This is a genomic window from Streptomyces sp. NPDC032822 (assembly GCF_055578825.1).
Genome location: NZ_JBVIOL010000004.1, coordinates 17,497 through 40,433, shown reverse-complemented (window position 1 = coordinate 40,433; position 22,937 = coordinate 17,497). Strand labels below are relative to the sequence as shown.

Annotated in this window: 22 protein-coding genes, 1 tRNA gene and 1 riboswitch; of the genes, 6 read left to right on the top strand and 17 right to left on the bottom strand. The window is 71.7% G+C overall.

Features of this window, described 5'->3' with window-relative positions:
• Position 1: 1 nt before the first annotated feature.
• From ACZ5VD_RS12605 to ACZ5VD_RS12550, 12 genes are all read right to left on the bottom strand, one after another.
• On the bottom strand, positions 2–1,411 hold the full coding sequence (locus ACZ5VD_RS12605; protein ID WP_468550287.1) for an MFS transporter: 1,410 nt from the start codon (positions 1,409–1,411) through the stop codon (positions 2–4).
• Positions 1,408–2,565, bottom strand: coding sequence for an ATP-grasp domain-containing protein (locus tag ACZ5VD_RS12600; protein WP_468682220.1), 1,158 nt, complete (start codon positions 2,563–2,565; stop codon positions 1,408–1,410). The genes ACZ5VD_RS12605 and ACZ5VD_RS12600 overlap by 4 nt, the downstream gene beginning before the upstream one ends.
• Entirely contained in the window at positions 2,562–3,284 is a 723-nt protein-coding gene (locus ACZ5VD_RS12595) for a metallophosphoesterase family protein (protein ID WP_468550289.1), read from the bottom strand. The genes ACZ5VD_RS12600 and ACZ5VD_RS12595 overlap by 4 nt, the downstream gene beginning before the upstream one ends.
• Positions 3,285–3,304: 20 nt before the next feature.
• Positions 3,305–4,507 (bottom strand): ATP-grasp domain-containing protein, encoded by a 1,203-nt coding sequence (locus ACZ5VD_RS12590; RefSeq protein WP_468682219.1) that lies wholly within the window; start codon positions 4,505–4,507, stop codon positions 3,305–3,307.
• A complete protein-coding gene (locus ACZ5VD_RS12585; protein ID WP_468550291.1) occupies positions 4,504–4,824 on the bottom strand; it encodes a glutaredoxin domain-containing protein in 321 nt (106 codons plus the stop codon). The genes ACZ5VD_RS12590 and ACZ5VD_RS12585 overlap by 4 nt, the downstream gene beginning before the upstream one ends.
• Positions 4,824–5,966 carry a pyridoxal-phosphate-dependent aminotransferase family protein gene (locus ACZ5VD_RS12580; RefSeq protein ID WP_468550292.1) on the bottom strand — a complete coding sequence of 381 codons (1,143 nt, stop codon included), beginning with the start codon at positions 5,964–5,966 and terminating at the stop codon, positions 4,824–4,826. Before ACZ5VD_RS12580 ends, ACZ5VD_RS12585 begins: the two co-directional genes overlap by 1 nt.
• A complete protein-coding gene (locus ACZ5VD_RS12575) occupies positions 5,963–6,427 on the bottom strand; it encodes a YjbQ family protein (protein WP_468550293.1) in 465 nt (154 codons plus the stop codon). Before ACZ5VD_RS12575 ends, ACZ5VD_RS12580 begins: the two co-directional genes overlap by 4 nt.
• On the bottom strand, positions 6,424–7,545 hold the full coding sequence (locus tag ACZ5VD_RS12570) for a phosphoenolpyruvate carboxykinase (ATP) (protein ID WP_468682218.1): 1,122 nt from the start codon (positions 7,543–7,545) through the stop codon (positions 6,424–6,426). The genes ACZ5VD_RS12575 and ACZ5VD_RS12570 overlap by 4 nt, the downstream gene beginning before the upstream one ends.
• Entirely contained in the window at positions 7,542–8,513 is a 972-nt protein-coding gene (locus ACZ5VD_RS12565) for an isocitrate lyase/phosphoenolpyruvate mutase family protein (RefSeq protein ID WP_468550295.1), read from the bottom strand. Before ACZ5VD_RS12565 ends, ACZ5VD_RS12570 begins: the two co-directional genes overlap by 4 nt.
• On the bottom strand, positions 8,510–9,535 hold the full coding sequence (locus ACZ5VD_RS12560; protein ID WP_468550296.1) for a beta/alpha barrel domain-containing protein: 1,026 nt from the start codon (positions 9,533–9,535) through the stop codon (positions 8,510–8,512). Before ACZ5VD_RS12560 ends, ACZ5VD_RS12565 begins: the two co-directional genes overlap by 4 nt.
• 68 nt (positions 9,536–9,603) lie before the next feature.
• The gene (locus ACZ5VD_RS12555; RefSeq protein ID WP_468550297.1) at positions 9,604–10,176 is read right to left on the bottom strand and encodes a thiamine pyrophosphate-dependent enzyme; all 573 of its coding nucleotides are present in this window, start codon (positions 10,174–10,176) and stop codon (positions 9,604–9,606) included.
• 3 nt (positions 10,177–10,179) lie between these two features.
• Entirely contained in the window at positions 10,180–10,704 is a 525-nt protein-coding gene (locus tag ACZ5VD_RS12550; protein ID WP_468682217.1) for a thiamine pyrophosphate-binding protein, read from the bottom strand.
• A 389-nt stretch (positions 10,705–11,093) separates the two neighbouring features.
• On the opposite strand from ACZ5VD_RS12550, the gene ACZ5VD_RS12545 reads away from it, so the two are divergent.
• Complete coding sequence (locus ACZ5VD_RS12545) at positions 11,094–12,260, top strand: sensor histidine kinase (RefSeq protein ID WP_468682216.1); 1,167 nt, start codon at positions 11,094–11,096, stop codon at positions 12,258–12,260.
• Complete coding sequence (locus tag ACZ5VD_RS12540) at positions 12,248–12,898, top strand: LuxR C-terminal-related transcriptional regulator (protein WP_468682215.1); 651 nt, start codon at positions 12,248–12,250, stop codon at positions 12,896–12,898. Before ACZ5VD_RS12545 ends, ACZ5VD_RS12540 begins: the two co-directional genes overlap by 13 nt.
• 19 nt (positions 12,899–12,917) lie before the next feature.
• Here the strand turns inward: ACZ5VD_RS12540 and ACZ5VD_RS12535 are convergent, their stop codons facing one another.
• Both ACZ5VD_RS12535 and ACZ5VD_RS12530 read right to left on the bottom strand, forming a co-directional pair.
• The gene (locus tag ACZ5VD_RS12535) at positions 12,918–13,589 is read right to left on the bottom strand and encodes a GTP cyclohydrolase II (RefSeq protein WP_468682214.1); all 672 of its coding nucleotides are present in this window, start codon (positions 13,587–13,589) and stop codon (positions 12,918–12,920) included.
• Between the two features lie 105 nt (positions 13,590–13,694).
• Positions 13,695–14,210: a MarR family winged helix-turn-helix transcriptional regulator gene (locus tag ACZ5VD_RS12530; RefSeq protein ID WP_468682213.1), complete on the bottom strand. Its 516-nt coding sequence runs from the start codon at positions 14,208–14,210 to the stop codon at positions 13,695–13,697.
• Between the two features lie 51 nt (positions 14,211–14,261).
• Here ACZ5VD_RS12530 and ACZ5VD_RS12525 point away from each other — a divergent pair, with 51 nt between their 5' ends.
• The 4 genes from ACZ5VD_RS12525 (at position 14,262) to ACZ5VD_RS12510 (ending at position 18,843) form a co-directional block, all read left to right on the top strand.
• Positions 14,262–15,392, top strand: a complete 1,131-nt coding sequence (locus ACZ5VD_RS12525; protein WP_468682212.1) for a dihydrofolate reductase family protein — start codon at positions 14,262–14,264, stop codon at positions 15,390–15,392.
• Between the two features lie 612 nt (positions 15,393–16,004).
• Entirely contained in the window at positions 16,005–17,225 is a 1,221-nt protein-coding gene (locus tag ACZ5VD_RS12520; RefSeq protein WP_468682211.1) for an alginate lyase family protein, read from the top strand.
• A gap of 50 nt (positions 17,226–17,275) precedes the next feature.
• Positions 17,276–17,349: transfer RNA gene (locus ACZ5VD_RS12515), tRNA-Met, on the top strand.
• 295 nt (positions 17,350–17,644) lie between these two features.
• Positions 17,645–17,800: riboswitch (cyclic di-AMP (ydaO/yuaA leader) on the top strand.
• Positions 17,801–17,811: 11 nt separating this feature from the next.
• Positions 17,812–18,843 carry a M23 family metallopeptidase gene (locus ACZ5VD_RS12510; protein ID WP_468682210.1) on the top strand — a complete coding sequence of 344 codons (1,032 nt, stop codon included), beginning with the start codon at positions 17,812–17,814 and terminating at the stop codon, positions 18,841–18,843.
• Positions 18,844–18,981: 138 nt separating this feature from the next.
• Here ACZ5VD_RS12510 and ACZ5VD_RS12505 read toward each other — a convergent pair whose 3' ends face one another.
• The 3 genes from ACZ5VD_RS12505 to lhgO form a co-directional block, all read right to left on the bottom strand.
• Positions 18,982–20,313: a PrsW family intramembrane metalloprotease gene (locus tag ACZ5VD_RS12505; protein WP_468550306.1), complete on the bottom strand. Its 1,332-nt coding sequence runs from the start codon at positions 20,311–20,313 to the stop codon at positions 18,982–18,984.
• Between the two features lie 52 nt (positions 20,314–20,365).
• Positions 20,366–21,160: a tRNA (guanosine(46)-N7)-methyltransferase TrmB gene (trmB, locus tag ACZ5VD_RS12500; protein ID WP_468682209.1), complete on the bottom strand. Its 795-nt coding sequence runs from the start codon at positions 21,158–21,160 to the stop codon at positions 20,366–20,368.
• Positions 21,161–21,560: 400 nt separating this feature from the next.
• Complete coding sequence (gene lhgO, locus ACZ5VD_RS12495; RefSeq protein ID WP_468550333.1) at positions 21,561–22,778, bottom strand: L-2-hydroxyglutarate oxidase; 1,218 nt, start codon at positions 22,776–22,778, stop codon at positions 21,561–21,563.
• Positions 22,779–22,937 lie beyond the last annotated feature (159 nt).

The following is a 22,937-nucleotide window of genomic DNA, read 5'->3' as shown; positions in this document are numbered from 1 at the left end:
GTCATTCCGCGGCGGTCGACGAGGTGCCGGACGAGTTCGCGGGCGAGGTGCCGGGCGAGGCGGGCGACGAGGTGGCGGATGCCGTGGCCGACGCCGGTTCCCCCGCTCCTCCCGCGCCTCCCGCTCCTCCGACTCCCCGCACCCGCAGCGCCCACGGCGCCGCCGCTCCCGCCACGGCGAACAGGGCGCCCAGCGCGAGCCAGCCCTCCCGTGGGCGGTCGCCGAGGCAGAGCACCGCGATCAGCACCGGCGCCACGGCGGTCGCGGCGCCCCGGCCCAGGGAGAAGAAGCCCTGGTACTGGCCGTGCATGCCCTCCGGCGCCAGCGAGAAGCTGAGCCCGAACGACCCGGCCGACAGCCACAGTTCACCGAAGGTGAGGGCGGCCGCGAAGAGCAGCAGCAGGACGGTCGCCGACCAGCCGCCCATCCCGCCGGTGAACGCCACCAGCGCACACGCGGCGAACAGGGCGATGCCCGCGTTACGGCACATCCGGGCGGCCCGGCCGTCGTCCTCGGCGCCGCGGCTGAACCGTATCTGCAGGCAGATCACCAGCACGGTGTTGACGGCGACGATCCCCGACACCAGGACCGGCGGCGCCTCGGTGTGCTGGAGCACCCACAGCGGTACGGCGAACGACAGCACCTGCGCCTGGAGGGAGAGCACCCCGCAGATCAGGGTGACGGCGGCGTACCGCCGGTCGCGCAGGACCTGCCAGCCGGAACCGGTACGCGCCGCCTTCGCCGCCGGCCGGGTCTCGCGCGCCCGCAGCCACCACAGCGGGAGGGCGGCTCCCGGGTAGGTCAGGGCCGTGCACCACAGGAGAGCCATGTACCCGGCCGCGCTGTCGGCCTGGATGACCAGCGCCGAGGCCGCCGCGCCGATGGTGATACCGACGTTGGTGACCACCCGCAGGTAGGCCCGGAGCCGGATCCTCCCCCACGCTCGAACGCCCTCGCGCGGGGGGACCCCCGTGGCGCCCTCGCCGACCGTGGCGACCAGCGCGCCGCGGGCCGCCGTACTGCCCTGCTCGGCGAGGAGGAAGACCAGGATCAGCGTCAGGAACGCCGGGAAGGTGCGGGCGAGGGCCAGCGCGGCCATGGTGACGAACTGGACGCCCAGCAGCACGGTGTACGTCCGCCGGGGGCCGAACCGGTCCGCGAGCCCGCCCAGCGGCACGGCACCGGCCAGTGCCACGACCCCGGCGACGGTCAGGCCGGAGGCGACCTGGTGCACGGGCAGGCCGACGACCCGGGTGAAGAAGAGGGTGCTGGTGGTCAGGTAGAGCCCGCTGCCGACCGTCTTGACCAGCCAGGAGACGGCGAGCAGCCGGGATTCGCCGGGGGGCGGGAGACCGGCGTCGAGCAGCGCGCGCACCCTGCCCGGCCGCTCTTCGCGCGGGGTGGTGGTCATGCCGAGGGCTCCGCCATCTCGTGCAGCCCCGCGATGAACGCCTCGGCGGCCGTCTCGTCCGGGGCCGCGAAGTACGCCTCCAGGTGTCTGGGGCTCGCGCACTGCTCGGGTGTCAGCACCTCCAGCACACCGGGCACGGCGAGCACCCGTTCCCGCAGGGCGGGCAGGGCGGGCAGCCGGGTCCGGCCGATCGTGCCGGGGTGCGGCGCGCGGTCGGGCACGGTGGGCCGTTCGCCGGTCGAGACACGGACGAACTCCTCCCACAGGTCGACCCCGAAGGCGTGCCACCACATCCGGGAGATGCCCATCCCGCCCGGCCGTACGGCCACTTCGCCGATCACCGGGCCCGCTTCCGTGCGGAACACCTCCAGGTGGGTGACCCCGACGGGCAGGCCGAGCGCGGCGACCACCCGGTCGTGCAGGTCCAGGACCTCGCGCGAGAACGGGTCGCTCTGGTCGGCGACGTATCCGCTGTTGAGGTTCGGCGAGGTGCGCAGCGGCGGGAGGAAGTAGCGGGAGACGGCGGCGCGGGCGACCTCGCCGTCGTGGACGACGCCGTCGCAGTGGTACTCGTGCGTGAACCGCACCAGGCGCTCCACCTGGACGGGCAGCCGGAGCCGCACGAGGTCGGCGAAGTCGCCGGACCGGTGCCGCTCGGCGAACTCCGCGGGGGAGTCGACGCGGTAGGTGCTCTTGGACGCGGCGCCGAACACCGGCTTGATCATGACGGGCCAGCCGGTGTGCTCCGCCGCCCGGGGCACGTCGTCGACCGTGGCGGCCTGCGCGTAGTCCGTCACCGGGAGGCCGGCGGCACGCAGGGTGTCCTTCATCGCCCGCTTGTGGGCACCCCACAGGGACCGGTCGAAGCCGGGACCGGGCACCCCGAGCAGGGCGCGGACCAGGCCTGCCGCCACGACACTCTTCTCGGTGGCCGCGACGACATGGTCGACCGGGCCGTGCGCGGCCAGTTCGTACGCCGCCTGCTCGACCTGGGTGAGGTCGGCGAAGCTGTCGACGTAGGCCACCTCGTGGTCCCGGTACAGGTCGGCGTACACCTTGCGGGTGAGGACGCGGACGCTCACGTCGGGGCGGCGGGCCAGGGCCTCGACGACCTCGGGCTTGTCCGAGTTGAGCAGGAGTACCTGCCGGGTCACTTCATCTCCGTAGGGTCCGTACGTTCCGTGAGGTCCGTGGGCTCGGTGGGTTCTGTGGGCGGTGGGGCGTGGTGGTAGGTGACGGTGGCGGCGGCCTCGTCGACGACGGCCCACACGGGTGAGGGGCCGCGGTCCGGGTCGCAGGCGGTGACGGAGCCGACGTTGACGACGTAGCGGCCGTCCGCCGCGAGCGGGACCGGCTCCCCGAACCGTACGGGCAGCCGCTCCACCCGCACCGGGCGGCCGGGGCCCTGCGGCCACAGCCGGTACAGGGCGCTGCGGTGATGGTGGCCGTGCACCAGCGCCCGCCCGGGGAAGTCGGCGTCCGCCGGGCACCACCGGCCCGGCTCCAGCTCGCGCCACGGCAGCGGATGCCCATGGCAGTACAGGGCGAAGTCGGTGCGGTGTTCCAGCGGGGCGTCGAGCAGCGGGCGGGTCCAGTGGGGCAGGTGCCGGTCGGGCACCAGGGCGCGGATCCGTTCCTCCTGGTTGCCGCGCACCAGGTGGACCCCGTCGAACCCGGCCAGGAGCGCGGCCAGTTCGGGGTCCGGGTCGAAGACGTCGGCGAGCCGGCCGCCGAACGCGTAGCCGTCGACCTCGCGTTTGCCGACCCGGCACTCGAAGACGTCACCGAGGCACACCACCCGGTCCACGTTCTGCGCGCGGATCCCCGCCAGGACGGTCCGCAGCCGGGCGGTGTCCCCGTGGATGTCGGTCACGACGGCATGGCGCACGGCTCTCACCCGTCCGTCTCGATCAGCACCCGGCCCGCCAGCTCCTCGCAGATCCGGGCGGCGTCCGCCGCGTCCGTGCCGTCGGCGATGACGTATCCGGCCCGGTCCTGGGAGCTGCGCACCGGGCGGACCCGGTCGCCGACCGTGACGTCGAGGTGGATCTCGGCGCCGGTCCGGGGCAGCGAGATGCTCCGGACCGTCCCGGGGGGCGGGGTGAGGAAGCGGATCGCCGCTCCCCGGCGGGCGACGGGCGGTTCGACGGGCGGCCGGAGCAGACCGAGCGGGCAGCCCACGGTGAGGGCGACCACGTCCAGGCCGTAGACCCGGCGCAGCAGTTCGCGGATCTTGTCGCCGCCGATGCGGTTGTGCGACTCCAGGATCCGCGGGCCCTTCGAGGTGACCTTGACCTCGGTGTGCGCCGGCCCCTCCGTCAGGCCCACGGCGTCCAGGAAGGCGTGGACGAGCGCGGCGACCTCCGCCAGGACGGGCGCCGTCAGGGCGCTCGGCTGGGTGTGCCCGGTCTCCACGAACGCGGGACCCACCAGCTTGTCGGTCACCGCGAGCACGGTGTGCTTCCCGTCGTGGGAGAAGCTCTCCACGCTGATCTCGGGCCCGTCGAGATACTCCTCGGCGACCGGCCGGGTGCCGCCCGCGGCCTCGAAGGCCCGCCACACGTCCGCGGCGGCCTCCGGCCCGTCCACCCGGAAGACGGCCTGACTGCTGGTGCCGGCCGCGGGTTTGAGAATGACCGGCCCGCCCGTCGTACGGCAGAACGCGGCGAGGTCGGCCGGGCCGCCCGGGGCGGCGGTCCGCACGGGGCCGACACCGCGGGCGTTGAGAAGGTCCCGCATCCGCCGCTTGTCCTGCAACAGGCCCACCGTGTGCAGCGAGTTGCCGGGCAGGCCGAGGCGTTCGGCGACCGCGGCCGTGGGCAGCAGACCGCGCTCGGTGAGCGACAGGACCCGGGCGAAGGGGCGTTCGGCGTGCAGCGGCGCGAGCGCCGCGTGCAGCGCGTCGGTGTCCGCCGGGTCCACGGCGAGGACCGCGTCGGCCTCCGCGGCCACCGGCGGAGCCGGCCGCGCCGCGTCGTGCACGAAGACGGTCTCGATGCCCAGGGTGCGGGCCGCGCGCACCAGTTGGGGGGTGCCCGCGAGCACCGCGACACGCGGTGTCGCGGTGCTCGCGGGCACCTGCTGCCCGAAGGTCATGCCACGGGCTCCGGCTGGTCCGCCGCGGCCCCGGCGGTCTCCGGCTGCTTCGCCTCCGGCGCCACCGCGTCCGGGTCGCCGAAGCGCTCCTTGAGGTAGGCGATGATGTCGGCGTTCTCCCGCAGTTTGCCCGGGATGATCGTGGCGCCGTCCACCAGGGCCGGGATGAACTTGCTGCCCGTGGTGCGGATCAGTTCGTGCCGCTCCTCGCGGGGCTTGGGCACGTTGATGTTGATGTAGGACACCTGGAGCCTGGTGAGCAGCTCGCGCACCGGCTTGCAGTCCGGGCAGGTCTCCCGCTGGAACAGGACGAGCATCAGCGACCCTCCTCGTGGAACGTACGGATGACTTGGCCCACGCCGGAGCCCGGCGTGAACGTGTGGCCCAGGTCGAGCAGGGCCATCTCCAGAGCGCCGAAGATCCCGCTCAGGTCGAGGGCGTCGGCCGCCCCCACATGACCGACCCGGATCAGTTTGCCCTTGAGGTGGGCCTGGCCGCCGGTCATCGTCAGCCCGTAGGACGTCGACAGCGTCTTCAGCAGCTGCCCGGTGTCGATGCCCTCGGGGGCGAGGGCCGACGTGATGACGTGGCTGCGCCGGTGCGGGGCCTGCACGAAGGTGCTGAACCCGAGGGCCAGCAGGCCGCGTTCGGCCGCCTTGCCGAGAACGGCGTGGCGCCTGCGGAAGGCGTCCATGCCCTCCTCGTCGAGCATCTTCAGCGACTCGTGCAGGGCGAGCAGCAGGGACACCGCGGGGGACGAGGACGACATCGGGTAGAAGTGCCGCAGCCGCTCGAACGACCAGTAGTAGTTGGGCCCGCTGGAGCGCTCCACGGCCGTCCACGCCTTGTCGGACAGGGCGACGAAGGCGAGCCCCGGCGGCAGCATGAACCCCTTGTGGGAGGCGGCGAGGACCACGTCCAGGCCCCACGCGTCCATCTCCAGCGGGTGGACGAGGAGACCGCTGATGGCGTCGACGACCACGACCACGTCGGTGTCGCGGAAGATCCGCCCGATCGCCTCGACATCGTTGAGCGCGCCCGTGGACGTCTCGCTGTAGACGACGAACGCGCCCTTGATCTCCGGGTGTTCGCGGTAGGCGGCCGACACCCGCTCGGGGTCGGCGCTGGTGCCCCAGTCGCTCTCGACGACGTGCACGAGAAGACCGTAGGACTTGCAGATCGCCTGGAAGCGTTCGCCGAAGTAGCCGTTGGAGACGACCAGGACCTCGTCGCCGGCCGAGAAGCAGTTGCCGACCGCGGCCTCCATCGCGCCGGTCCCGGAGGAGGCGATGGTGTACACCGGGGCGGCGGTGCCGAACAGCGGGGGCAGACCGCCGCTGATCTCGTGGATCAGCTGCTCCATCTCGGTGGAGCGGTGGTGGATGATCTCGCGGGCCCCGGCCAGCAGCAGACGCTGCGGCACTTCGGTGGGGCCGGGGGTGGCCAGCCGCAGTTTCACCGGCTGTTCTCCTTGATCTCGGTGGGGTGGGGGGTGGTGGCCGCGGGCCGGGGCGCGTCGACGAAGACGCGGCGGGTGGCGGGCTTCAGGTCGAAGTCGAAGAGCACCACGCGGTGGCTCGGCGACATGGCGAGGCGGCCGTCCCGGAAGGGGACGAGCAGACTGGTGCCGAGGAGAGACGACTTCAGGTGGGAGAAGCCGTTCGGGTCGGCGGTGGTCAGCTCGTGCAGATAGCGGCTGCCGTCGGCGGGGGACTCCGGGGCGATCCGCTCCAGGGTCCGCAGCAGGTCCTGCACCGCGCCCGGCTCGTAGCGCATCACGGTGAGCCCGATGGTGCTGCCGTGCGCGAACACCCCGGCCAGACCGTCACCGGTGCCGTGCTCCTGGAGGGTCGCGGCGATCCGGTCGGTGAGGTCGTAGTGCGAGTTGAGGCCGGTGCTCTCCACCGTCAGCTCGATCACCGGGCCACCTCCGCGGGCCCGCCGATCGCCGCCGGTACGTTCTCGGCCGTCAGGTCGCCTGGCCCGGTCAGGTTCCAGGCGGGCACCCCGGACAGGATGTCCGTGATGCGGGTGAGCTGCGCGCTGTGGGCGGCGCGGCCGTCGTCGAGATAGTGGTGCCAGCCGGCGTTGGCGCCGTCGAACGCGGACTCCACGTTGGCGCGCAGCACCTCGGCGTGCTCCCCGCGCCCGCCGGTCAGCGGCTCCACGACCGTGTCCTCGCCGGGGCCGATCGCCGGGTGCAGGATCGCCGCGACCGGTACCCGCACGCCGACCGGGGCGCTCGGGAAACGGTCCCGGAACGGCAGCGGGTCCACCGCGAACTTCCCCACCGGCGAGAACGCGTGGCCCTCGGCGGGCACGTAGTCGTCGCCGATGCCGGCGATCTCCCGGAGCCCCGGGTGCTTGTCGACGGTGCCGAAGCCCAGGTGCGGGTAGTCGGGCCAGCCGGCCGCGACGACCGAGCCGTCCGGCAGCTCGTGCAGCACGGTCTTGTCGCCGCTGAGCACCTGGTAGCCGAAGTGCTCCACCAGTTCGAGGAGCACCGTGCTCTTGCCGGCCCCCTTCGCCCCGGTGACCAGCACGACCTCGCCGTCCCGGTAGGCGGCGGTGGCGTGCAGTACGGCGGCGCCGGTGTTCTCCTGGTGCTTCAGCACCAGGTCGCGCACCAGCTCGACGAGGTCCATGTGCCCGCCGGCGCCCAGCGTCACGTCGACGACCCGGGCGGCCCGGTCGAAGACGAAGCGGCTGCCCGTCTTGGTGCACTCCAGGTACTCGCGGCCCTCCACGAGGGCCCGCCGGGCCGGCACGGTGAAGAACGGGCTGGCGCTCTTGCGCAGGTAGATGTCCTCCGGCACGGTCCCGGCCGGAGGTGCGAGCCGCTCCGCGTCCGGGGCGTGCACCCGCAGGGTCGCGACCGGCTCGCGGTCGCTCTCGCCGGGCTTGGCCTCCTCGGCGACCAGATGCGTGCCGAGGAAGGCGAGCGCGTCCTCGATGTCGGCGCCGGGCGCCACCTCCAGATCGAGGTGGGTGCCGTGGAAGTCCAGCCACAGGGCGGTGGTGTCGGTCGGGCTGGTCACTGTGCGGCCTCCGCGAGTTCGCGTCCCAGGGACTCGTAGCGCTCCTGCTGCTCCAGCATCTGGGGCATGCGCTGCAGGTCGAAGATCTCCTTGAGCGGGGCGAGTTCGGACTCCACGTTCAGGGTGGTGCCGTCCCGCATGATCTTGGTGAGAGTCTCCCGCATGGCCCGGATCGAGCTGCGCAGCGCCTGGTTGGCGTAGATCGCCATGGCGAAACCGCGCTGTTCCAGCTCCTCCACGGTGACCTGGTTGTACGTCGTCGGTACGACGATCACCGGGAGGTCGCCGCGGTAGGCCTCGCGGAAGGCGAAGACCTCCTCGGGGTCCTTGCGCTTGGAGTGGATGAGCAGCGCGTCCGCCCCGGCCCGCTCGTAGACCTCGGCCCGGCGCAGCGCCTCCGCCATGCCCTGCCCGGAGATCAGCGCCTCCAGGCGGGCGACGACGACCATGTCCGTACGGGTCTCCGTGGCGGCCCGGATCTTGCCGGCGAAGTCGTCCAGCGGGGCCAGGTCCTGGTTGCCCTCGATGAAGCTGTTCAGCTTGGGGAACTGCTTGTCCTCGATGCACACGCCGGCCACACCGCGCGCCTCGTAGGAACGCACCATGTGGATGACGTTGTTGACGTTGCCGAACCCGGAGTCGCAGTCCGCGAGGACCGGGATGTCCACGGCGGACGCGAGGCCGGCCGCCGTGTCGAGGCACTCGCCCATGGCGAGGATGTTGGCGTCGGGCACCCCGGCCGTGGCGGAGATCTCCAGTCCGCTGGACCAGACGACGTCGAAACCGGCCTCCTCGGCGAGCCGTGCGCTGAGCGGGCTGTGCGAGCCCATGGCACGGGTCAGCCGCGGGGCGGCGAGCGCGCTGCGCAGCCGCTGTGCCGCGCTCGGCGCGCGGCCGTCCCGCTGTGCGGGCTGCTCCGGCGGCAGGCTCTGGTTCGGTGTCTGCTGGGGCGGTCGGCTCTCGGTCATGCGTCCCCTCCGTTGGTTGTCCCGGCCGTTGCGGCCAGTTCCCGGCACACGTCCTCGACCGTCTCGTCGAGGACCTTGCGCGGCTGTGCTGCGCCGATCCGCCGCCCGACCTCCCACGGGTCGAGCCCGTGGGAGGCGGCGATCTTCTCGATGCGGTCCTGGAAGTAGAAGTGGTGGTCGTTGATCCCCGCCGCGATCTCGGCCCTGCGTACCGTCATGGGGCGCGGCAGCACCTGCTCGGCCACGTACTCGGCGGCCTCGCAGACCAGGGGCAGATCGGTGGGGGTGGCGTACTTGGGCCACGCCGTGAGGAAGGCCGCGGCCTGCTCGGTGGCGAGGTTCCCGGCGCCCCGGGCCATCGCGCACAGCGAGGCGTCCAGCCAGCTCGCGCCCGCGTCCAGGGCGGCGAGCGCGTTGGCCGCGGCCAGGCCCAGGTTGTTGTGGGCGTGGATGCCGAGCGGTGTCGGCAGCCGCTCGGCCAGCAGCTCGACGCGCCGGCGGACGTCGTCCGGGGTGAGCGCGCCGAAGGAGTCGGCGATGTAGAAGACGTCCGGTGCCTCCGACGCCACGACCGCGGCGACCTCGGCCAGCTGCTCCGAGGTGGTGTAGCTGACGGCCATCAGGTTGACGCCGACCTTGAGGCCGAGCGCCCGTACGGCCCGGACGTACTCGGGGACCCCGTCGATGTTCCACGGGTAGGCGGCGATGCGCACCATGGACACCGGGCTGTCGGGCAGGTCGTCCATGGCCCGCACCGGGCACACGGTGGGCACGACCATCACGGCCAGTTCGGCGTGCGAGACGGCCGGCAGGGCCGCGAGGTACTCGGGCGTGCAGTGCGCCGAGGGCCCCGCGGTGGCGCTGGCCCTGCTGCCGGAGCCGCCGCGGTAGCCGACCTCGATGACGTCGACGCGGGCGGCGTCCAGGGTGCTCACGAGGGTGCGGACGTCGGTGGCGGTGAACTGCCAGTCGTTCTGGTTGCCGCCGTCGCGCAGGGTGCAGTCGAGCAGGGTGGGTTTCACGGGGCTCGCTCCGGGCGGGGTCGCACTGCTTGTTCCGGGTGCGGTCGCACGGTTCGGCGTGGGCGCGTTCACACGGCTCCTTCCAGGTGTGCCGCCGGGGCAGCCAGCTGGGTGCGGAATCGTTTCACCAGCTGCTGTGGCGTCTGCTCCACGCGCTTGCCGGCCGGATGGCTGCGCGGCTTGCAGCGGATCCGCACCAGGGTGGGCGTGCCGGTCAGGTCCAGGGCGGCCAGCTGGTCGAGGTCGTCCACGGTGTGGGCGGCGGCGTAACCCGACGCGAGAGCCATGGCCGCCGGATCGCCGAGCGCGGCGGTGCGCTGACCACCGGTGCTCTCGTGGGCGCCGTTGTCGAGCACCACATGGACCAGATTCGGCCGGTGCTCGGCGATCATCGGAAGACAGCCCGGATTCATCGCAAACGAACCGTCCCCGTCCAGCACCAGCACCCGGCGGTCCGGATGGGCCAGCGCGATTCCGAGTCCGATCGGCGCGGCCATGCCCATCGAACCCACCAGATAGAAGTGGTTCGGACGATCGGCGATGTTGTATACGTCCCGGGTGATGTAGCCGCAGGTGCTCACCGTCAGGGCGGCGGACTCGCGCTCCAGCAGTGCGCCCAGGGCGTCACGAATGTCCAGCAACGCTCAGATCCCTTCCCGGACGATGAGTACGGCGGTACTCCGCCCGGAGTCGTACTGCTTGAGGAACGCCTCGACGGAATCCTCGGGGTGCGCGTTGTCCAGCACCGTCCAGGGAAGTCCGAACACGTCCAGCAGGCGGGTGAGTTCGCGCCCGATGACGTCGTGCTCCACCGCGTCCTTGCCGTCGTGACCGCGCCAGCTGACGACGATCGGCAGGTGGACGTCGTAGATGAGGTTGAACGAGGTCAGGACGTTCAGCGAGTAGCCGAGGCCCGAGTTCTGCATGAGGACCACGGGCCTGGCCCCCGCCACGGCGAGACCGGAGGCCACGCCCAGGGCGCTGTCCTCCCGCGGTGCGGGAATGTACGTGGCCGGGCAGTCGGGTTCCTCCAGCAACCGGAAGAATCCCTTGAGGAGGGAACACGGAACGCCGGTGAAGTGGGAATGTCCGTGGGTTACGAAGGCATTGAGCAAGGTTTCCGCGACTTTCGCCCCGGATCCTGCTGCCGATGAAGAATCAGGCAGCACGCATGACCTTTCTTTTACTTATCGCGGACGCCATCACGCCCGGCGAGGAGCGTCCACGAGCCCCCCGGCGGTGTGGATCTTGCATGAAGCCCAGGGGAATCCGCAATGACAATCCAGGATTTGGGCACGTGAATTCTGGGGGTCCAAAGCGGATATCTCGTACCTTCAGCTGCCTTACCGGTGGCCGTCGAACCGGCCGATCTCCGGTACTCAATGGCCAGATTTCGATGTTTGAGGTTGCAAAGGGTGGGACCGGCCCTCGGCGGCGGAGGGTAGGCGCACGGTGTGCGGAGGGTGATCGGACGGTGAGTGGAGGGTGGAGCCCGCTCCACCGGAGTGGTGGAGTCCGCTCCACCGCGCGGTCCGCCGCGGTCGCCTAGCGTGGGCACATGTGGAGAAGCGTCCAGCGGGCCGCCCGGGCCACCGTGCACCTGTTCGTGGCCGCTGCGATGGCCTTCGGGATGTGGCTGTTCGTCACCGTCCTGCTGATCACCGCCATCGGCACCCTCGCGGTCGTCGGCGCCTGGCTGCTGCCGGAGACGGTGCTGCTGATCCGGCGGATCGCCGGCGCCAAACGCGGGCTCACCACCGCGTGGACCGGGCGGCGGATCCCCGGCGCCTACCAGAACATGACCGGGACCCTGCGGGAGCGGCTGCGGATCGCCGTACGCGACCCCGGCACCCACACCGACCTGCTCTGGATGCTCGCCTACTACTTCTACGGCGTCCTGTTCCTCTTCGCGCTGCCGCTGTGGCCGATCGGACTCGTCGTCGACGGCGTGTGGTGCGGGCTGCTGCGGCGGCCCCCGGTCGTGCTCCCGCTGATCGTCCGGCTCGCGGACACCGAGGCCGCCTGGTCGACCTCCCTGCTCATGCCGTCCCCGCAGGCACGGCTCGCCGCGCGGGTCGAGGAGCTCAAGGAGACCCGGGCCGACGCGATCGCCGCACACGGTGCCGAACTGCGCCGCATCGAGCGGGACCTCCACGACGGCACACAGGCCCGCCTGGTCGCCCTCTCCCTGCGGATCGGGCTCGCCAAACGGGCCTACGACCGTGACCCCGACGCCGCCCGCACACTCCTGGACGACGCCCAGGACCAGGCCGAACAGGCCCTCACCGAGCTGCGGCACGTGGTGCGCGGCATCCACCCGCCGATCCTCACCGACCGCGGTCTGGTCGGCGCGGTGCGGGCCCTGGCCGCGAGCAGCGGCCTCGCCGTGTCCGTGGAGGACGGCGGCCTGGGGGACGGCGGCCTGGAGGGGGGCGTGCGCCCGCCCGCGGCCGTGGAGGCCGCCGCCTACTTCGTCGTCGCCGAGGCGCTGACCAACGTCGCCAAGTACAGCGGCGCCGGGCGGGCCGAGGTCCGCCTCGCCCGCACCCGGCGCGGCCTGACCGTCGAGGTCCGCGACGAGGGCCGCGGTGGCGCCGACGAGTCGGCCGGCTCGGGCCTGCTCGGCATGCGCCGCCGGGTCGCCGCGCTGGACGGGACGTTCGACCTCACCAGCCCCGTCGGAGGGCCGACCACGATCGAGGTGGAACTGCCGTGCGTGTGGTGATCGCCGAGGACAACGCCCTGCTCCGTGAGGGCCTTGTGCTGTTGCTGGCGTCCGCCGGGCATGAGGTGGCGGCCGTGGTCGGCACCGGGCCCGAGGTGCTGCCCGCGCTCCTTGAGCACCGGCCGGACGTGGCGGTGCTCGATGTGCGGATGCCGCCCGGCTTCCGCGACGAGGGGCTGCGTGCCGCACTCGCCGCGCGTGAGGAGATCCCCGGGCTGCCGGTGCTGGTGCTGTCGCAGTACGTCGAGGAGTCGTATGCCGCCGAGTTGCTGGGCGGTGGGAGCAGCGGGGTGGGCTACCTGCTCAAGGACCGGGTGGGGAGGGTGGACGAGTTCCTCGACGCGCTGGAGCGGGTCGCGGGGGGCGGTACCGCGCTCGACCCGGAGGTGGTGACCGAGCTGCTGACCCGGCGCGGGGACACTCCGCTCGACTCGCTCACCCCGCGCGAGCGGGAGGTGCTGAAGCTGATGGCGGAGGGGCATGACAACGCCACCATCGCCCAGACGCTCGTCGTCACGGAGCGGGCGGTCAGCAAGCACATCGGGAACGTCTTCCTGAAGCTGGGGCTGCCGCCGAGCGACAGCGGGCACCGGCGGGTGCTGGCCGTGCTGGCGTATCTGGCGCACACACCGCGGTGACGCGGGAGCCGGGCCGAGATCAGCCCGCGTGCCGTCCCGTCAGCTCGGCCAGCGGCAGCGTGTGCTGGGTCTGGAGGACCTTCGCACGCAGGTACCGGACGTTGTGCGCGGTGGTGAACACCCCGGTGGGGACGCGGTCCTGGACGTCGATGCCCAGGTCCCGCAACTGGCCCGCCTTGTCCGGGTTGTTGGAGAGCAGGTCGAGGCTCGTGATGCCGAGGGCTCCGAGCATCTGGGCCGCCGCCGTGTAGTCGCGGGCGTCCTCGGGCAGGCCCAGGGCGGTGTTGGCGGCGTAGGTGTCCAGGCCCTGGTCCTGGAGGGCGTACGCGTCGAGCTTGTTGTAGAGACCGATGCCGCGGCCCTCCTGGCGGAGGTACAGCAGGACGCCGCCGCGGTCCGCTATCCGCTCGACCGCCTCGCGCAGCTGCGGTCCGCAGTCGCAGCGGGCCGAGCCGAAGACGTCGCCGGTCAGGCACTCGGAGTGCAGGCGGACGAGGGGGGTGGGGGCGGAGGTGGAGGTGGGGGTGGGGGTGGAGGTGGAAGTGGGGTTGCCCAGGATGATCGCTATGTGTTCCTGGCCGTCTGCCAGGCCGTGGAAGGTGACGATCTCGGTGTCGACGCTGTAGCCGTCCTGGAAGCGCAGGGGTACCCGGACGCGGGAGCGCGGGGTGGCGGCGGGGAAGTCGGGCATGTGGGTTCTCCCGGGTCCGGGGATCTGAGCAGCGGGATCTGCTTCAGATTTGAAGCAGATCCTGAGGTTGACCCTACCTCATGCTTTAAAGTTGAAGCAATGGGGTCAGGGGCAGGGTGGGGACGACCTGCGGCGCCAGGGGACTCCGTCCGGTGCGGACCGGGCGTCCTCGCCCTGGAGTCCCTGCGCGATGCCCGTGCAGATCTCCTCCAGCTGCTCCACCTGCTCGTCGGTGAGCTGGTCGAAGAGGGAGGCGCGGACCGTGTCGACGTGGCCCGGCGCCGTGTTCTCCAGGACCGTCATGCCCTCGTCGGTCAGCACCGCGACGCTGCCGCGCTTGTCCCAGCGGCAGTCCTCGCGCCGCACCAGCCCGTCCTTCTCCAGCCGCGTCACCGCGTACGTCAGCCGGCTGCGGGTGATCTTCAGCTTCTCCGCGAGGTCGGTCATCCGCAGCCGCCGCTCGGGGACCTCGGAGAGGTAGGCGAGGATGGAGTAGTAGAGGTGCGGCATGCCGGCCTCCTGCTGGAGCTGCCGGTCGATCGCGTCCTCCAGGAGCTGCGTCGCGGCGATGTACGCGCGCCAGGCGCGCTGCTCCTTCGGCGTGAGCCAGCGAGTCGTCATGCCCCCAGTGTAGGTTTGTTTCAAACTTGAACCAAGAGAGGGATCGCACCGATGCCCCACCCGTACGTTCTCCTCTCCGCCGCCGTCTCCCTCGACGGCTACCTGGACGACACCGGCCCCGAGCGCCTGCTCCTGTCCGGCCCGGCCGACTTCGACCGGGTCGACGAGGTGCGGGCGTCCGTCGACGCGATCCTCGTCGGGGCGGGGACCATCCGGGCCGACAACCCGCGGCTGCTCGTCAACTCGGCGGAGCGGCGGGCGGGGCGGGTGGCCGGGGGCAGGCCGGAGTACCCGCTCAAGGTCACGGTCAGCGGGTCGGGAGACCTGGATCCGGCGGCGAACTTCTGGCACACGGGGGGCGAGAAGGTCGTCTACACGACGGACAAGGGGGCCGAGCGGGCGCGGGCGCTGGGGCTGGCGGCGGATGTGGTCCCGCTGGGGGGCGAGGTCGACTGGGGCCGGCTGCTGGAGCACCTGCACGAGGTCCGCGGGGTGCGGCGCTTGATGGTCGAGGGCGGCGGGCGGATCCACACCCAGTTGCTCCGGCAGGGGCTCGCCGACGAGCTTCAGCTGGTGCTGGCCCCGCTGTTCGTGGGGGACGAGGACGCGCCCCGGCTCTTCGGGCCTGGCCCCTACCAGGGGGGACGCCTCCGGCTGGTCGAGACCCGGCAGATCGGCGACGTCGTCCTGATGCGCTACGAACCCACGGCGCCCGGTGTCGGTGGCGCGGCCTCCGCCGCCGATCACCGCTGGCTGGCGCTCGCCTGTGAACTGGCCGCCGCGTGTCCGCCCTCGGCCACGGCCTTCAGCGTGGGCGCGGTGGTCGTGGCGGCCGACGGCACCGAGCTGGCCCGCGGCCACTCCCGGGAGGGGGACGACCCTGTCGTCCACGCCGAGGAGGCGGCCCTTGCGAAGATCGCGCCGGACGACCGGCGGCTGGCCTCCGCCACGGTCTACAGCAGCCTGGAACCCTGCGCCCACCGCGCGTCCCGCCCCGCGTCCTGCGCCCGGCTCATCCTGTCCGCGGGCGTACGCCGGGTCGTGACGGCGTGGCGCGAGCCCGACACGTTCGTCTCGGACGCCGACGGGAACGGTCTGCTGACGGCGGCGGGCGTGCAGGTCGTCGTACTCCCGGAACACGCGACCCAGGCGAAGGCCCCCAACCGCCATCTGCTGCGCTGACGGTTTCCGTTGGGGTGGGGTGGGGTGGGGTGGGGTGGGGTCGGGGCCGCGCCGGGGGGTGTCCGTCCTCGGAACGGCGCGGAATCCGTTCCTCAAAAGGGAACCGGCACCTCCCGCGCCGCCCCTGCGGGCGAACACCCCCCGACACGTCCCCTTCTCGCCGTACGCCCCTGACGCCCCATCGAGACAATGGACTACGCCCCCCCGCCTCCCGATCATCGATGCCGGGCCGACGGCCATCTCTCGACCGACTGAGTCATGACGACAGTCACTTCTCGACCGACCGGGTCGGGGCGAGGGCCACTTCTCGACCGGCCGGGTCGGGGCGACGGCGACTTCTCGGTCTACCGGGTCGGGGCGACGGCCACTTCTCGACCGATCGGGTCGGGGCGACGGCGACTTCTCGGCCTGCCGAGTCGGGTGGTGGGTGGGCGGGGGCTTGGGGGTCTGGGGGTGGAGCCTCCAGGGGTGGGGGCTTGTTGGGTGGTCGAGGTGGGTGGGGTACGGGGCTCGGCGCGGGGGCCGATTGGCTCAACAGATGCTGCGGGTTCGGGGTGGGGCAGGTCACCCTGCGAAAGGACCCGGTCCGACACGACCCCCGCGGAGGTGGCAATGAGGTCTGCCCGCAGACGTACGGTGACGCTCCTTTCCGTGACCCTGCTCACGGGACTTCTCGCGTCCTGCGGAGCAACCGACACGGGTACCCGCACGATGGCCAGGGCCCTGCCCCCCGACGCCGCGTTCACCCACCCCGGCGTGCTCGTGAGCAAGGCACAGCTGGACGTCGTACGGGAGAACGTGACCGCGGGGAAGCAGCCGTGGCTGAAGGCGTACCTGGGCATGCGGGACAGCAAGTACGGGGCGTACAAGTACCGGGCCCAGCCGTACGCCACCGTCGCCTGCCCCGCCGGCGACAAGGCCGGGCACGGCTGCGTGGAGGAGCGCGAGGACGCCATCGCCGCGTACACGCAGGCCCTGCTGTTCAGCGTCACCGGCAAGCCGCAGCACGCGGTGAAGGCCAGGGAGATCATGGACGCCTGGTCCGCGACGATGAGACGGCACACGGAGGAGAACGCCGGGCTGCAGACGGGCTGGGCCGGGGCGACCTGGGCGCGGGCCGCCGAGATCGTGCGGCACACGCCGGGGGGCGGGTGGCCGGCGGACCGGGTACGGCGGTTCGAGGGAATGCTGCGGAACGTCTATCTGCCCGAAGTCACCAAGAAGGTCCCGGACTTCAACGGCAACTGGGACCTCGTGATGACGGACGCGGCCATCGGCATCGCCGTCTTCCTCGACGACCACGCGGCCTTCGGCCACGCCCTGGAACGCTTCCGGGAGCGCGTACCCGCCTACTTCTACCTGGAGAAGGACGGCGGCGTCCCACTCACCCCGCCCGGTTCGAGCAACGACAACGCGCAGAAGCTGACGGCCTACTGGTTCGGGCAGGCGACGTACAAGGACGGCATCTCCCAGGAGACCTGCCGCAACTTCAAGCACGTCGGCTACTCGATCGCCGCCACCGCCCACGTCGCCGAGACCGCCTGGCACCAGGGCGTCGACCTGTACGGCGAGGTCAAGGACCGGCTGGCGGTGACCCTCGACTTCCACTCCCGTTACCAGGCCGGCGAGTCCGCGCCCCTCTGGCTGTGCGGCGGGAAGGTGGAGCGGACGATGGGACCGGACCTGGAGGTCGCCCTCAACCACCTGGAGGACCGGCTCGACGTCGATGTCCCGGTCGCGCACAAGCTCGCCGAGGAACACCGGCCCGCCGGTACCGACGACCTGTTCGTGTCCTGGGAGACGCTCACGCACGCCGGCAATCCGGGTGGCTGACACCGTGGTGAACGACGTCCCGCGAATGGCGTACACTGGAGTCACAACGACGCGGGGTGGAGCAGCTCGGTAGCTCGCTGGGCTCATAACCCAGAGGTCGCAGGTTCAAATCCTGTCCCCGCTACTGAAGGCCAAAGGCCGGAATCCAGAAATGGGTTCCGGCCTTTGGTGTGTCCGGCTCTCCCGTTGGAATGACGGAAGGTGACCGGGTGAGTGCCCTCCGCATCGCAGCTGACATCCTGTCAATCGCTGTGAAGGTGCTGAGGTTCGGTCAACTCGCCCGTTTTTCGCCGGTCATGGGCCGTAAGTTCCCGGCGGAAAGCTTAATGATCAAGTGGAACAGCTTGGAATCGAGGCCCCGGGTCTATTAACGTTCGATAACGCAGCGCGGTCGTCCCAGCCGTCACAAGAGACGGCTCCGTGCTCACGCGCCGAATCCTGCAAGGAACCGGGGAACCACTACTTGGGGTGAATCGCGCGGATGCCACCGTGGAACCACGGCCGGTATACGCGCGTAGGAGACCTTCCTGCTCCGAACCCGTCAGCTAACCCGGTAGGCGAGAAGGAAGGAAAGGAGCACGCCCACGTGGCGTCCAACCCGCCTGCCCCAGAAGCCCCGTTCGTGCCGGGCCAGCGTGACAGCGAGACCTTCGGCTACGGCACCTATCGCACCGACGAGGGCCCCTGGACGGAGTGGAATCCCACCGAGGAGTCCCTCCGCCCCGTTCGTGGCCGGCACCGCGTGGCCAAGCAGCGTGGCGGTCTCGCCCGCAGCTCCACCGTCCTCGGCGTCGGTGTCATAGCCGCAGTCGGCGCGGGCGGCATGGCCAGCGCGCAGACCGGCAAGCCGCCGGTGTCGATCTCCATCCCCGACCTGCCCAACGTGGGCTCCCTGATCTCCGACGACTCGGGCTCCGCCGAGGACACCACCGCGCTCAGCAGCGTCGGCACGGTCTCCGCCGATACCGAGGAGAGCGGATCCGACGCTGGCGAGGTGCTGCGCGCCCGGATCATGGCCCAGGCCGAGCAGCAGCAGGACCAGGCCGAGACCAAGGCCGCCGCCCAGGCCGCTGCCGCCGCCGAGAAGCAGGCCGCCGAGGCGGTCGCCAAGGCGGAGAAGGCGGCCAAGGACAAGGCCGCCGCCGCGAAGAAGAAGGCGAAGGAAGAGGCCGACAAGAAGGCCGAGGCCGCGCGCCTGGTCCAGCTGGCCAAGCAGTTCACCCTGCCGACCTCGTCGTACACGATCACCTCCACCTTCGGTCAGGCCGGCTCCCTGTGGTCCTCCGGCTACCACACGGGCCTCGACTTCGCCGCGCCCACGGGTACCCTCATCAAGGCCGTGCACTCCGGCACGATCACGCAGGCCGGCTGGGACGGGTCGTACGGCTACAAGACCGTCCTCACCCTCGACGACGGCACCGAGCTCTGGTTCGCCCACCAGTCGTCGATCAGCGTCAGTGTCGGCCAGAAGGTCGCCACCGGTGACGTGATCGGCCGCGTGGGCGCCACGGGGAACGTGACCGGTGCGCACCTGCACCTTGAGGTCCACGCCGGCAGCAGCGACTCGTCGGGCATCGACCCGATGGCGTGGCTGCGCAGCAAGGGGCTCAACCCCTGAGGTAGTCCAAGGTTGGGAAGGGGGGCCAGGGTCGGCCCCTCTGTGCCCGGCGGCCCTGACATCATCCCCCCGGTGTCAGGGCCGCCGGTCTTTCGTGCATTTCATGGTGGTCATGTCTTTTGTGCCTGAGGTTTTCGGTCAGGTCCGGTACGGGTTGTAGGGGTACGGCGTTGCTGTCGGGTACGCCGGTGTCGTCGCCGGGTAGCCGTACACCCCGTACACCGGCCAGGGCGGCGCGGCCACGGCCACCGGGGGTGCCGTCGCCCGGGCCGCGTGGTCCAGCGCCGGACGTGCCACCTCCCGCCGCCACCACAGCTCCGCCAGCAACTCCCGTTCCCGGACCAGGAAGTCGGCGTCCGCCCGGCCCAGTCGGCCCCGGTGTCGCAGGAACGCCAGCGATGTCGCGTACGCCTCGTACTGCGCCACCGCCCGCCCCGCCGCCCGCCCGAAGTGCCGCCGGGCGTGCTGGCGGGCCACTCGCCGGGCCCGCATCGAGCCGAGCGCGTACGGCTCGGCCGGCGTCAGCCAGCCCGCCGCCGTGTACGCGGGCAACTCCTCCCGTACGGTCTTCAGTTCCCGCTGCCTGGTCCAGATCACCAGCCAGGTCAGCAGCCCGAACGCGGGCACCATGAACGCCGAGTAGACGGCGAGGAACCCGTACTCGCCGAAGGTCGACGAGCCGTTCCAGATCGCGTGCATGCCCATCGCGAGCAGCAGCCCGGACAGGGGCAGCACGACGCGTCGCACGTGGTGGCGTTCCGCCGAGAGCGCGGAGATGCCGAAGCCGATGCCCGTGAGCACCGTGAAGAGGGGGTGCGCGAACGGCGACATGACGATCCGCACGAAGAAGGTCGCCGCGGTGACGGAGGCGATGCCGGTGTCGCCGGTCAGCTGGTCGGTGCCGAAGGCGGTCCCGAGGTAGAGGATGTTCTCGGTGAAGGCGAAGCCGGTGGCGGTCACCCCGGCTATGACGACGCCGTCGACGATCCCGGTGAAGTCCCGTCTGCGGAAGAGGAAGACGAGGAGGACGGCCGCGGCCTTGGCCGACTCCTCCACGACCGGCGCTATGACGGTCGCGCCGAGGGTGTCGGCGTGGGACGGGTCGGCGGTGGCTGTGGCGATCCATCGCGTGGCGAAACTGTTGGCGATGATCGCTATCAGCGCTGCCGCGCAGGCGCCCCAGGCGAAGGAGAACAGCAGGTTGCGCCAGGGGCCCGGGGCCACCCGGTCCAGCCAGCGGAAGGCCGCCATGAGGAGCGGGACGGGCAGCACGGCCAGCCCGAGTCCGACCAGGAAGCCCTCCGTGCCGGTCTGTTCGCGGACCAGGGCGAGGATGACGAGCCCGGAGAGTGCGAGCAAGGTGCTCAGCGCGCCGTAGCGCACCCATTTCCGTTGCCACCAGTGCGCGTGCCGCAGCGCGCCGCCGGTCTGTTCACCGGGGTGCGTCGGGTAGGGGGGAACGGTGGCCACGGCATTGACCCTAACGAGACAGAGGCGCCGCCCGCAGGTTGGCGAGGAGGGTTCAGGCGCCGGTGGGGGGCTGGTCCTTGTGCTCTATGACGTGCTCTACGCGGTGGAAGAGCAGGTCGTTCACGACATGTCCCTTCTCCAGTCCCTGGCCCTCGAAACGAGTCAGCGGCCGGAACTCGGGACGCGACGCAAAACCGCCCCCTGGCTGTGCGTTCTCGAAGCCGGGGTGCGCCGTGAGCACCTCCAGCATCTGTTCCGCGTACGGCTCCCAGTCCGTCGCGCAGTGCACGAGCGCACCCGGTCCGAGCCTGGTCGCGGCGAGGTCGAGGAACTCCGGCTGGATCAGCCGCCGCTTGTGGTGCCGCTTCTTGGGCCAGGGGTCGGGGAAGTACACGCGCAGGCCGGCGAGGGAGCCGGGGGTGAGCATCTCGCGGAGCAGGATGATCGCGTCGCCGTTGCCCACGCGGATGTTGTCCAGTGCGTGCTGCTCGGCGAGATGGAGCAGATTTCCCTGGCCGGGGGTGTGGACGTCGACGGCGAGGATGTCGGTGCCGGGGTCCGCGGCGGCCATCCGGGCGGTCGCCTCGCCCATCCCGAACCCGATCTCCAGCACGACGGGGTGGTCGTTGCCGAACAGCTCGGCGAGGTCGATGACGTGCTGGCCGTCGATGTCCAGCCCCCACTGGGGCCACAGCCGCTGCAACGCGTCCGCCTGGCCCGCCGTCACCCGGCTCCGACGTGGCTGAAAACTCCGGATCCGCCGCTCGAAGTGCGACCCCGCGGGATCGGGCTGCGGCCCGTCCGGAAACCGGGGCTCCCCTTTGGCCCGAACATGCCGAACGGACACACCGGGGTCGTCGGCACCCCGACGCTCATCAGAACCACCAAGAAAGTCAGCCACAATGCCCCCGATTTTACGACCCCACCACCACCTCCTGGGCCGCCCTCCCACACCTCCTACGTCCCTACGCCCCCTACCTCCCACGCCTCCGCGCCCTGCGAGCTCCCCGCGAACTTCCTGCCGGAGTCCCTGGGGCTGGAGTCCCGAGGGGTTCAGGGGACGGAGTCCCCTCGGGGGTTCAGGGGCGGAGCCCCTGGTGGGGTCGAAGGGGCGGAGCCCCTGGGGATGGGACGGGTAGGGGCGGCGGGGGCGAGGACGAAGTGGTGGGGTTGCAACGTGCCGCGGCAGGGGCGGGGTAGGAACGGGCGCGAGGGCGAGGCGTGCCGGATCGGTACCCCCGCCCCTGTCACAACGCCCCCAACACCCCCAGCGCCCGTCGAGCCACCTCTCGCCCCACCGGCAGGGAAGCCGTCGCCGCAGGCGAAGGGGCGTTCAGGACGTGTACGGCGCGTGCTCCCTCCCGGATGAGGAAGTCGTCGGCCAGGACGCCGTCCCGGAGGACCGCCTGTGCGCGGACCCCTGCCGCCGCGGGGACCAGGTCGGCCTCCTCGACCGCCGGCAACAACCTCCGCACCGCCTCGACGAACGCCCCCTTGGACACCGACCGCCGCAGCTCCCCCGCCCCGTACCGCCAGTGCCGGCGAGCCATCCGCCACGCCCCGGGCCATCTCAGCGTCCCCGCGATCTCACGAGGCCGCACCACACCCCACCCGTACCCCTCCCGAGCCAGCGCCGGCACCGCGTTGGGCCCGATGTGCACCTCCCCGTCGATGCCCCGCGTGAGATGCACCCCGAGGAAGGGGAACGCCGGGTCCGGCACCGGATACACCAGTCCCCGCACCAGCGACGGCCGCGTCAGCGAGTAGTACTCGCCCCGGAACGGCACGATCCGCATCCCCGGCTCGTCGCCGGTCATCCGCGCGACCTCGTCGCAGTACAGGCCGGCGCAGTTCACCAGGACGCGCCCCCGCACGATGTCCCCGCCGGCTGTCCGCACGGCCACCCCGCGCTCCGGTCGCCGGTCGACCTGGACCACCCGGGCGCCGTACCGGATCTCCGCCCCCGACGCCTCGCCGAGCCGCCGGGCGACACCGGCGAAGTCGCACACGCCGGTCGTGCCGACGTGTATCGCGGCGAGGCCGCGGACCTCCGGTTCGTACTCCGCGATCTGGCTCGCGCCCAGTTCCCGTACCGGAATGCCGTTCTCCCGGCCGCGCTGGACGAGGGCGTGCAGGCGGGGCAGCTCGGCCCGGTCGGTCGCGACGATCAGCTTTCCGGTGACGGCGTGCGGGATGTCGTACTCGGCGCAGAACTTGATCATCTCGGCGGCGCCCCGCACGCCGTACCGCGCCTTGAGCGAGCCGGGGCGGTAGTAGATCCCGCTGTGGATCACCCCGCTGTTGCGCCCCGTCTGATGCCGGGCGGGGCCGGTCTCCTTCTCCAGCACCGTGACCCGTGTGCCCGGCGCGGCACGCGTGATCGCATACGCCGTGGACAGCCCGACGATCCCCCCGCCGACCACCAGCACGTCACAGTCGTACGCGATCTCCCGCACCTGCACCACCTCCCGGCTTCGATAGTGCACTGCGCCACTGACAACGCCCTCAAACCCGGGAGGCGGAGGAGAGGCGGGCGGAGAGACAGAGGCGATGGAGGGGGCAGAGGTGGCAGAGGTGGCAGAGGTGGCGGGGGAGGCTGAGGGTGTGGCCGACGGATCGGGGCG